The 8,634-nt window shown below is 58.6% G+C and carries 8 protein-coding genes; 4 read left to right on the top strand and 4 right to left on the bottom strand.

Translation table 11 applies throughout. The features are described from left to right. A partial coding sequence (gene atpD, locus VN887_14050; protein HXT41130.1) for a F0F1 ATP synthase subunit beta occupies window positions 1–1,021 on the top strand: 1,021 nt, incomplete at its 5' end. Between the two features lie 84 nt (window positions 1,022–1,105). Then, a complete protein-coding gene (locus VN887_14055; GenBank protein ID HXT41131.1) occupies window positions 1,106–1,513 on the top strand; it encodes a F0F1 ATP synthase subunit epsilon in 408 nt (135 codons plus the stop codon). A 402-nt stretch (window positions 1,514–1,915) separates the two neighbouring features. Here the strand turns inward: VN887_14055 and VN887_14060 are convergent, their stop codons facing one another. From VN887_14060 to VN887_14075, 4 genes are all read right to left on the bottom strand, one after another. Continuing rightward, window positions 1,916–2,422, bottom strand: a complete 507-nt coding sequence (locus tag VN887_14060; GenBank protein HXT41132.1) for a hypothetical protein — start codon at window positions 2,420–2,422, stop codon at window positions 1,916–1,918. A 114-nt stretch (window positions 2,423–2,536) separates the two neighbouring features. Beyond that, window positions 2,537–3,325, bottom strand: a complete 789-nt coding sequence (locus tag VN887_14065) for a GNAT family N-acetyltransferase (GenBank protein ID HXT41133.1) — start codon at window positions 3,323–3,325, stop codon at window positions 2,537–2,539. Between the two features lie 659 nt (window positions 3,326–3,984). Continuing rightward, window positions 3,985–5,949: an ABC-F family ATP-binding cassette domain-containing protein gene (locus tag VN887_14070; GenBank protein ID HXT41134.1), complete on the bottom strand. Its 1,965-nt coding sequence runs from the start codon at window positions 5,947–5,949 to the stop codon at window positions 3,985–3,987. 72 nt (window positions 5,950–6,021) lie between these two features. Then, window positions 6,022–6,816: a PPK2 family polyphosphate kinase gene (locus tag VN887_14075; protein ID HXT41135.1), complete on the bottom strand. Its 795-nt coding sequence runs from the start codon at window positions 6,814–6,816 to the stop codon at window positions 6,022–6,024. Between the two features lie 227 nt (window positions 6,817–7,043). On the opposite strand from VN887_14075, the gene VN887_14080 reads away from it, so the two are divergent. Both VN887_14080 and VN887_14085 read left to right on the top strand, forming a co-directional pair. Next, window positions 7,044–7,664: a DUF1326 domain-containing protein gene (locus VN887_14080; GenBank protein HXT41136.1), complete on the top strand. Its 621-nt coding sequence runs from the start codon at window positions 7,044–7,046 to the stop codon at window positions 7,662–7,664. A 317-nt stretch (window positions 7,665–7,981) separates the two neighbouring features. Next, window positions 7,982–8,599, top strand: coding sequence for a DUF1326 domain-containing protein (locus VN887_14085; GenBank protein HXT41137.1), 618 nt, complete (start codon window positions 7,982–7,984; stop codon window positions 8,597–8,599). The last annotated feature ends 35 nt before the right edge of the window (window positions 8,600–8,634 follow it).

The following is an 8,634-nucleotide window of genomic DNA, read 5'->3' on the forward strand; positions in this document are numbered from 1 at the left end:
GAAGGGCGGCAAGGTCGGCGCGTTCGGCGGCGCCGGGGTCGGCAAGACCGTCGTCATCATGGAACTCATCAACAACATCGCGAAGCTGCACGGCGGTATTTCGATGTTTGCGGGCGTGGGCGAGCGCACGCGCGAAGGCAACGATCTCTACAACGAAATGATCGAAGCCGGTGTCATCAAGGTGAAGAAGGATGCGAAAGGCCATCCGGTGATTGGCGACAACGGATTGCCAATTATCGAGCCAGGTTCCCGTATTGGACTGGTGTACGGCCAGATGAACGAACCCCCCGGCGCGCGTCTCCGCGTTGCCCTCTCGGCGCTGGCGGTGACCGAATACTTCCGCGACGAAAAAAATCAGGACGTGCTCCTGTTCGTGGACAACATTTTTCGGTTCTCGCAGGCGGGTTCGGAAGTATCCGCGTTGCTGGGCCGCACGCCCAGCGCCGTGGGATATCAGCCGACGCTCGCCGCCGAAATGGGCGACCTTCAGGAACGCATCACCTCGACCAAGAAAGGTTCGATCACCTCGTTCCAGGCTGTCTATGTGCCCGCCGACGACCTTACGGATCCCGCGCCGGCAACGACCTTCGCACACCTGGACGCGACCATCGTGTTGGAACGCTCCATTGCCGAGCTGGGTATTTATCCCGCGGTTGATCCACTGGCGTCAAACTCACGCGCTTTGTCCGCCGATATCGTCGGTCAGGAGCATTACGACGTCGCGCGCGGCGTGCAAAAGGTGCTGCAGCGCTACAAGGATTTGCAGGACATCATCGCCATTCTCGGCATGGACGAACTTTCCCCCGAGGACAAACTGACCGTCTTCCGCGCCCGCAAAATCCAGCGCTTCCTGAGCCAGCCGTTCTCCGTCGCGCAGGTGTTCACGGGACGCGAAGGCAAACAGGTGCCCGTGGCCGAAACCGTGCGCGGCTTCAAGGAAATCCTCGAAGGCAAACACGACGACATCAACGAAATGAACTTCTACATGAAGGGCGGCATCGACGAGATTAAAGAGAGTTGATGGTTTGGGGTTGAGAGTTGATAGAAATCTCACTCTCGACGCGCCACGGCTCTCAACACTCAACTCGAATTACTTTCAACTGCGATGGCCACACTGAAACTCGAAATCGTCACGCCGGAGGCGAAGATTTACTCCGAGGACGTGGACATGGTGACGCTGCCCGGCGTTGAAGGCGAGATGGGCATCTACCCGATGCACGTGCCGTTGATGACCCAGGTGGTGGCCGGCGAACTGGTCGCCCGCAAAAGTGGCCAGGACCACTTCCTCGCGATCGGCGAAGGTTTTGTTGAAATCACCGGTGAACGTGTCGCCGTCATGACCGACATGGCGATCAAGGCGGAGAACATCGACGAGGCCAAGGCCGAGGAGGCCCGGAAACGCGCCGAAGCGCGATTGGCGGAGAAACTCGATGACGAGGAGGCGGCAATGGTCAGCGCCGCGCTCATGCACTCACTGGCGCAGCTCAAAGTGAAACGCCGCCATCATCGCTAGAACATCTTTTACCTGGCTTGAGGACGGGCTGCCAAACGGCAGCCTTTTTCATTTGCCTTACAGGGAAACTTCCCGCTCTGCCAAAGGACTTGACGGGTTCGACGGTGGCGGGAATGAACTCCTGAGGCACGATGGAGAACTACTGATTCTCCCTCACCCTAACCCTCTCCCGCTGGGCGAGGGAACAGTTGCCGAAGGTTCGGGCGCTCCGAAGATTCTGCCGGCCATCGCCGCATAGCGGGTATTCGAAGCGGTCCGATCCGAGTCCAAAGCGTTGAACGCTCCTCCTTCGCCCCACGGGAGAAGGCGGGGTGAGGGGAAAAACGCCATTCGGATGGCGCGGCGCGCAACGTTTTCGACCTGGTTGTCGAATGGCGGCCTTTTTCGTCGCCAGACATCCAATCAAGGTCGTGGCAACGGCGGCCTCGGCAGAACGTCGAACACGTCGAGAATTTCCCGGGTGGCTTCCATGAGCCGCACCACCTTCCCCTCGACGGCCACCGTAATCGCTCCCACTGGCGGCGCCGGCAGTTTCACCACGATTTCCTGCGGGAGCGGATGGCATTCCTTGAAGACCTCGGGCGGCATGATTTCGTGGACGACGACTTTTTTCTCCCAACCTGGCGGTAATCTTCCTCCGCGCGCGACTTTCTTCGCGAGACCCGGTGGCAACGACTTCGACTTTTTACCCTTCTTCCCCTTTGTTTCCGCTCCGTTGCAGTAGTCCTGAATAATCTTCCGTTCGGAGACCGTGATGCTGAAGTCAATCTTCCCGTCGGGTCGGCCGGAAGCGGTCTGCGCATCATCCGACTTTTTTGATTTCTTGTTCCCTTTGTCCGCGGCGAGTGGCGCATTGAACGCGGTGAGCGCGAACAGGCAAATGAGTACGATTTTAACGGGCGTTTTCATAATAACTGGATTCGTTTGCATGGAGCACAGGCGATTGATCCCGTACCGCATGACAATGTATGAGATCGTGGCAGCGACGCAAAGATTTTATCTCAACCGGCCATCAGGTCCGGGTCAGGTTTGCTCCACGCCCGCTTTACCGGAGAACTCGCCTTCTGTCGCCCGACGGAATTCCATCCAGCGTTCGGGCTGCGTCAACGGGCCAAAACCCAGCCCGCGGTAAACGCCCTGCGCGTCCGCCGTCGCCAGCATCCAGCAATTCACCGAAGCGAATTCGGGGTGTTGCAGGGCGAACCGCACCATGGACCGCGCAATGCCGCGGCTGCGATGCGCTTCATCCACCCAGACATCCGCCAGATAGGCAAACCGCGTCCGGTCGGACACGACGCGCAGAAATCCGACCTGTCCTTCCGGTGTGTATGCGCCTACGACCAGCGCTGAATTTCTTGCGGCGCGTTCCACCCGCTCCCGCGAAATGCCGGGCGTCCAATACGAGGTCGTCAACCACCCGTGGATCCGCGCCCAATCCACACGCGAAATCGCGGCGTCGATCTCGTAGCTGTCCCGGCCCAGTTCGGTCGCGGTGAATGTTGAGGTCGGTCCGTCATCTGTTTTTCCACTTTCTCTGGCGGATGCAGTCGGTTTCGTGCCGCTTCGCCTTTGCATCAGGTAACGAAAGAACGACCACAGCCCCGAGAACCGATAGTTGCCGTCCACGTAATGTTCGATGACGTAGAACGCGAAATAATAGAACCGGCAAAAACACCAGACGGCAATGGCCAGCAGGACCACTATCTTCAGTGACGGCTGCTCAAGGACAAGCAACGCCGAGGCGAGGATGCCAATGAGCAGAAACAAAACGCCCTTGAGTTTGATAAGCTGAGGATTGGTAATGTCTGTCATGATGTCAGCGGCGCGGCCGTTGTTCTGTGTCCCTACGGGTTGGACATCTCAGCCACGAGTCTGTCACCAGCAGAGTCTGGGCAAATCTCCCACACGAAAACCTTATCGACATCTTTGGTGTTCGTGTGCCGCAGTGTATAGCGACATCCGGCGCGCGCGGTGAACTCAATGGGCAGATAGCTGAGTCGGTCCCAGAAGCCAGTAAGGACTTTGATGGACGTGGGGCCCGGTGGGATACGGTAACGCTCTTGGCAGCGCCAGAAGGTGGTTTTCTGTGTGTTGATCCAGTCCACGAGCAGGACCGAGGACTTTCCAACGAGAAGTGCGTGCGGAGAGTGACGGTCTGCGTTCCGAAACTGGTTGGGGTAGGCGCAACCGGCAAGGAGAAGAATGATGGCAAGAACGCCTCCGATCCTCCTAGAACGTGAGCTAAACACGAGTGCGAAGAGTCTCACAGTTGTCGAGTGTCTGAGCGGTCCAACTTACTGTTTAAGTGGAAGCATTCCATGTTATCGGGTAATAACCGCCTGACGTGGAGTTTTTCACTCAGGTTCATTTCCTGAATCCAACAATCAAAACTGTGCTGCTCCCCCAATACTCGTCAATCGGAAAAACTGCTGAAGCTGGATGGGGCGCGAGAAAACTGCACCGAAGCTTCATCAGCGCGCGTCCGCTTCCGCGAGCTTTGACGCGGCTTGGTCCCAATCGGTTGTTAGTTGCTCCAGCTTTTCCATCACGTCGGTCAGTTCACGATTGATTTGAACCGCCGCGCCGGATTTTTCGTACGTCTCCGGCTTTTCCAATTCGGCGGTCAGTTCGACTTGGCGCGCCTCCAGTTCCGCGATTTCTTTTTCCAGCCGATGCACAATCTGTTGTTGAGCCTTGCGTTCGCGCGAGCGCATCTGGCGTTGCTCTGCTTCGAGCCGTTTCTGCTCCTTGCGATCCGAGGAAAGCCGCGTCCCATCACGGCCTTGTTCCCGGGCCGGCGCGGAAGTCATTCGTCCCGGCGCAGCGCCGCCGGCATCGGTCAAGGCCGCGCGTTCGGATGTTGCCGCCGTTTTGTCGAGGTAATACTGGTAGCCGCCTCCAAAATGTGCCAGTTGCCCGCCGCTGACACGCACGACGTGGTTGGCCAGCGCGCGGATGAAATAGACATCGTGACTGATGAAGATGAGCGTGCCCTGGTATTGATCCAAAGCGGCGGCCAGTGCGTCAATGCTTGGAATGTCGAGATGCGTGGTTGGCTCGTCCATCAGGATGAGATTGGGCGGGTCGAGCAGGAGTTTCACCAGCGCAAGCCGGCTTTTCTCGCCGCCGCTCAAGACGTTGACCTTTTTGAAAACGTCGTCGCCCCGAAACAAAAAACAGCCGAGCACGGTGCGGACGAACTGTTCGGTGACGCGCTGGGGCGTGTCGAGCGCCTCATCGAGCACGGTCAGGTCCGCGCGCAGCATGTCGATGCGGTTCTGCGAGTAATAGCCCGCCTTGGTGTTGTGCCCAAGCTTACGCTCGCCGGATTGCACCGGCAGCACGCCGGCGAGCAGTTTGAGCAGCGTGGATTTCCCCGCGCCGTTCGGCCCGACCAGCACGGTGCGCTGGCCGCGCTCAGCCTGAAAATTCAGTCCGCGGTACACCACATTGTTGCCGTAAGCATGGTCAACGTTTTCCAGCGTGATCACCTTCAACCCGCTCCGCTGCGGTTGTGGAAATGAAAAGCTGATTTGTTTTTCATCGCTGACTGGCGCTTCGACCTTCTCCATCCGCTCGATCTGCTTGAGCTTGGCCTGGGCCTGCGTTGCCTTGGTGTTCTTGGCGCGAAAACGCACCACGAAGTCCATGAGCCGGTCAATTTCGCGTTGCTGATTCTTGTAGGCCGCGAGCAATTGCACTTCGTTCGCCTCGCGCTGGGTCAGGTAATCGTCATAGTTGCCGCGATAGCGCAACAGTTTTCCCTGGCGGATCTCAACGATGCCGCCGACGAGCTGGTTCAAAAACTCGCGGTCGTGCGAGATCATCAGGATCGCGCCGGGATAACCCTTCAGATAACCTTGAAACCAAAGGAGCGCTTCGAGGTCGAGATGGTTTGTCGGCTCGTCGAGCATCAGCAGGTCCGGTTCCTGGACAAGCAGGCGGGCGAGGTGCGCGCGCATCACCCAGCCGCCGCTCATTTCACGGGCGGGACGATCGTGATCCGAATCGCGGAAGCTGAGTCCGGCGAGAATTTTCTTCGCCCGGGCATCGAGTTGATAGCCGCCCAGCTCGTTGAAGCGGTCGTGTGCGTTGTCGTGGAAATCCGCCTCGCCCGGATGCCCCGCGTCCCACGCGAGCACCTGCCGGCGCAGCCGGACGAACTCCGGCGAAATCGCGGTGGCCAGTTCGATGACGGTTTCGTCGGCGACGGGCGCGGTTTCCTGGGGCAGGTAGCCGACGGTGGCGTTGCGTTCGAACGTGATCTCGCCGTCATCCGGCGATTCGTTTCGCAGAATGAGGGAGAAGAGCGTGGTCTTGCCAGCGCCGTTCGGCCCGACGAGGCCGATGCGGTCCTGGCGGTTCACTTGCAACGTCACGTCGGCGAACAGGGTTCGTCCACCAAACGACTTGGTTAATCCACTGATGGTTAACATGCAGAATCCGGGATGTTGGGGCGGCGATCTGCGACCTGCAAGCTCCTTCGTCCTTCGCAGCGCCCAGAAAGATCACCTGATCCTGACTCCCGACAAATCCTCCTTCGCCTTGGGCCACTTCAACCTCAATTGATCGAGCGCTTCCGCGACGGTCTTCGCGACGACGTAATCGCGAAACCATTTGTGATTGGCGGGAACGATGTGCCAAGGCGTGTGTTTCGTGCTGCACCGGTTGATGGCGTCTTCGTACGCCCTTTGAAACTCGCCCCAGCGTTTGCGCATCTGCAAATCGGCGACTTCGAATTTCCAGTGCTTTTTACGATTGTTGAGCCGTTCGCGCAACCGTTCGGCCTGCTCCTCTTTGCTGATGTGCAGAAAGAACTTCAGAAGCATGACGCGGTTGTCAGCGAGCAGTTTCTCGAAGGCGTTGATCTGTTCGTAGCGGGCGCGCCAGATCTTCTTCAGCTGCAAACCGAGCACGCGTACGATCAGAACGTCCTCATAATGCGAACGGTTGAACAGACCGATGTAGCCGTAGCGCGGCACCGCCTTGTGAACGCGCCAGAGAAAGTCGTGGGCCTGTTCCTCGGCAGAGGGCGCTTTGAAATTCGTGGTTTGCACGCCGGCCGGTGTGACGAACTCGAGCACGCTGGCGCCGGTGCTGTCCTTGCCGCTCCCGTCCATGCCCTGAAGCAGAATGATGACGGCGTGGGTCGCGTTGGCGTAGAGCAAGTGCTGCAATTCGCCGATCCGCTGACAGAGTTTGGCGGTCTTTTTCTTCGTCTCTTCTTTTTCCAGTCCACCGCAGAAATTGGGATCGAAATCACGCAGGCGGACCCGGGAAGTAACTCTGATGGGCTGCGGCATGGATGAATTATCCGCAATTCATCGGCTTGCGCAATTCCGTTCGATCGAAAAGCGAAGTTCGAAACGCGCTGCGGCTTTTTAACGCGGACGTGCTTGCGCCTCCCCAGGCCGGCGTCGCGCTATCCTGTTGTCAAGGCGCGGCGCGTTTGCTAGCTTCTGTTCCGAGCAGATGACAACTGGTTTGCGCGACCGGCATTATCAAATCGTTCAGTATTGAGGAGCGAAATATGAGTAACGAAGCGAAGGTTAAATGGGCGGTTGATGCGGATTTTCTACAGGCCTGCAACTGTGATTTTGGATGTCCCTGCGAGTTTTCCGCGCCGCCGACGAGAGGATTCTGCGAAGGCGTGGGAGCGTGGCGGATCAACAAGGGAAATTACGGGACCACAAAACTGGACGGCCTCGCGCTGGGGTTTGCCGCCCACTGGCCCAGGGCCATCCATGAAGGCAACGGAACCGTGTGTCTTTTTTTTGACGAGCGCGCCAACCCGCAGCAACGCGAGGCCCTGCTGCAGATTGCCAGCGGCCAGGCCGGCGGGATGCCCTTTGAAATCATCGTCACCACCTTCTCCAAAATCATGGAGCCCCGTTACGTGCCGTTTACTTTCAACTTCAACGGCCGCACCAGCAGCGTGAGGGTCGGCTCCTTCATGTCCGCCGCCACCGCGCCCATCAAAAATCCGGTCACGGGCGAACCGGAATCCGTCCGCGTCGAGCACGCGACGGGATTTATTTTCAAGGAAGCCGAGGCTGTTGCCGCCGAGGAATGCCGCGTGGACGTGGAGGGCATGAAGTTTTCGTGGCCGAACAAGGCCGGGTTTGTCACCAAAGTCAGATACTCGAATTGAAGCCCGCGGCAGGCCGTGGAGCGACGGGCTGTCCGGCGCGCAGATGAATCCTTTGCCAGCGAGAACTCATCGGAACCAGCCCGTGCGTCCGGGTAACGGCGAGCAGCGCGAGAGCCGGATTTGAGGGGACAAAACGGACCACCTTGACGCCGACCAGAAAGGAATCACTGCCATGCCGAAGTGAAGCATTGAGCGGGGAATTCCGGGCGCGGGCAGTTTGGCGACGGATCCGTTGAAGGGCATCCCGCCATAACCATGCAGAGTTTTGCACATGCTCGGGCCGCAGAAACCGATGTCAGAAAATGGAAGGGCAAGATATGACCGACAAACTATCCTATCATCTCAAGGGCATCCTGCTGGGTGCCTGCAATTGCGATTGGGGTTGTCCGTGCAACTTCGAGGCCCGGCCAACGAACGGCTTCTGCGACGGCGGTTACGTGTGGCACGTGCAGGAGGGCCAATGCGACGGCGTTTCGCTGGCTGGATTGACGTTTGGCTGGTTTGGTCACGCGCCCGGCGCCGTGCACGAAGGCAACATAACGTCGGTCCTCGGCGTGGATGACCGCGCGACCGCGCAACAGCGTCAGGCGATCGAAAAACTCGTGGTGAAAACGCCCGACGCGGTGCCGTTCAGCATCTTCATGAGCCTCACCAGCAATTTTCTCGGCGTGCGCTACGCAAAGGTTGAAGCGAAATTTGACGGTGTTCGCAGCCGCGTGAGGATTCACGGCCTTTATGAACTCGAATTGACGCCCATGAAAAACCCCGTGACCGGCCATGACGAACCGGCCACGCTGCTGAAGCCGAACGGGTTCACGTCGAAACATCAGGAGCTTTGCACCACGTCGAAAATGCGGCTCTCAGATCCAAGGTTGAGTTGCGACCACGCCGGAAAATACGGCGAGTATTCAATTTTCGAATACAGGTCGGCATGACGCCATGCGCGGGTCTGGCAGACGGCGCTGAAAGT

It is taken from the genome of Candidatus Angelobacter sp., from assembly GCA_035607015.1.
GTDB lineage: Bacteria > Verrucomicrobiota > Verrucomicrobiia > Limisphaerales > AV2 > AV2.